Raw genomic sequence first — 2,328 nt, forward strand, 5'->3', positions numbered from 1 at the left:
CCCTGCAGTGATCTTCAATTCATCGGCCGTGATTTCACGGTAACCACCATTGCCATCAGCAACAAGGTACGTAGCGTCGTAGTCAACATCAGAGGTCGCGGTACCATCGGTCGATAGGTTAAGTACAACATCTTCACTGACTGGCTCACTGAGGCTGATCGTGTACTCAAGGTAACTGTCATCACCTTCGGTGACATCGCCGCCCGCACTCACGGTCAGCTCTGCGGTTGCGTCTTCGTCCACATTGTTTATTTGATCATCTTGGATATAACCAATACCACTCGCATTCCCAACTTCGACAACGATGCTCTCAAGGTTTTCAGTTTTTGAATCATCAATCGTCGGCACAATGATTTCGAAGCTACTAACACCTGCAGGAACAATAAGGTAGCCCCCTGCAAAAACAACACCGTTCGTGTAGGTCGCATTAGGCAGGTTGACGTCTGAGTCATCTGCCGATGAGCCAGGGGCCAATGTATTTATTGGATACTTAACTGACGTTTCTGTGGTCTCATCCAATACCACAGAAAACGTCACGTCTTCTCCTTCTGTAACTGTATTACCAGTTAAAGAGAGACCTGGACCGTTTTCCAACACGTTGCCGTCTAGAACCTGATTGGCAATTGTAACCGTTGCAGGGTCACTTTCAGCGTTACCAGAATCAACTACAACGTAGTCAAAACTATCTTCAGGTGGGAAGCCCTCTACATAACGCAACTCCCAATTCCCAGATGTTTTGGTCGAGAAGTCTAATTGAGTAATTACCGCCCCTTCAGGTAGAGGGTAATCCTTACCGAAGCCAATACTGGTCTCCTGGAATAGCATGTTGTTGCCTTCTGGCTTCAAGAACTCAATAACTTGAGTTTGCTCTGTGCCGTTAGCATCAAGGTATGTCACCGTGATAAGAGCAGCATTGTTGTCGCCGTGCTCAAACAAGCCTCCTAGGCCATCCAGACCAAGATTCACGCTGCCAACAGGGTTCTCAGACAAATCAATGCTGATGGTTTCGCCGCGCTGAATGCCTTGGCCATCGTTATCAGCAATACCATGACCAATATGTGAGACTTCTCGGTTGTATTGAGCTAACACACCACTATCGGAGGAGATATCAATAGACGCTCCATTTACTAGATATTCGGTTCGACTGTGTGACTCACCACCGTCTGCACTTAAACCCCAGTTGTAGAAATCCGTCGTTGACTCTTCTCCATTTGGAGAATTAGGTCTGTCTTTGATACCAAGCAAGAACCCAACATTATCCGCTTCGTAGTAGATGCTGTCTTTGTTGTACAACGAGCCATCGGCCGATGTAATTTCTTGAAGATCGCCATTTTCATCTTTGAAATACAAGGTGCCAGATGTAGGTAGCTCTGTTATTCGGATCTGAAGATCATCACCATTTAAGTCATCCTCAACGTCAGAAATATGATCGCTTTCTGAACCTTGGTCCAAAGGCTTATCATCAGTATCAAAAATTACGTTAGTAATAAGTTCGTCAGCGCTATGGTCAAAGTCTTCGTTAAGTGGCTTGTCGTTAACTGGTGTGACGTTCAGCGTAACTGTTGTGGTTTCGGTTACACCGCCAGACGTAACTGTATAAGTGAATTCATCTGCGCCGTTGTAATCTTGATTAGGCGTGTAAGTGATGGTGCCGTCGTTGTTCACAACCACACTGCCATTGGTTGGGCCATTGCCCGCTTCTACGGATACAACTGGTGATTGGCCTTCGAAACTATCGTTGTCTAACACATCTAAAATGGTTGGTGTGTCTTCAACGATATCTGCACTATCAGAGACAATATCGGCAACGGAATTGACGGTGAAATCAACTTTCTGACTCACTTCCAAACCGCTTAGATCTGTCGCGGTAAACGTCAGCTCTTCAGAACCATTCCAATCTGCTGTTGGGGCGATAGTTGCGATACCATCAACAATCGAAACTTGGATATTGCTGTTACCAGAAACACTAAACGTCAGTTCACTGCCCAAGTTATCTACATCGCTAAATGCGTCATTCAAGTTAATCGTGTATTCAGCAAAGTCTTCCGGTAAAACTTGGTCAGCAATGGTGTTTTCAACGACTGGTTTATCGTTGACTGGCGTTACGTTTAGCGTAACCGTCGTAGTCTCAGTGACACCGCCAGAGGTGACTGTGTAAGTAAACTCGTCAGCACCGTTGTAATCTTGATTAGGCGTGTAAGTGATCGTGCCGTCGTTGTTCACAACCAGACTGCCATTTGCAGGGCCATTGCCCGCTTCTACGGATACAACTGGAGATTGGCCTTCGAAGCTATCGTTGTCTAACACATCCAAAATGGTTGGTGTGTC

General features: G+C 46.0%; 1 protein-coding gene. It reads right to left on the reverse strand.

The features are described from left to right. The coding region (locus KIT90_RS27440) for a tandem-95 repeat protein (protein WP_285379717.1) at nt 1-2,328 on the reverse strand (2,328 nt) is incomplete at both ends.

Origin of the sequence: Vibrio sp. B172a (assembly GCF_030248355.1) — a bacterium.
Taxonomy (GTDB): Bacteria; Pseudomonadota; Gammaproteobacteria; order Enterobacterales; family Vibrionaceae; genus Vibrio; species Vibrio owensii.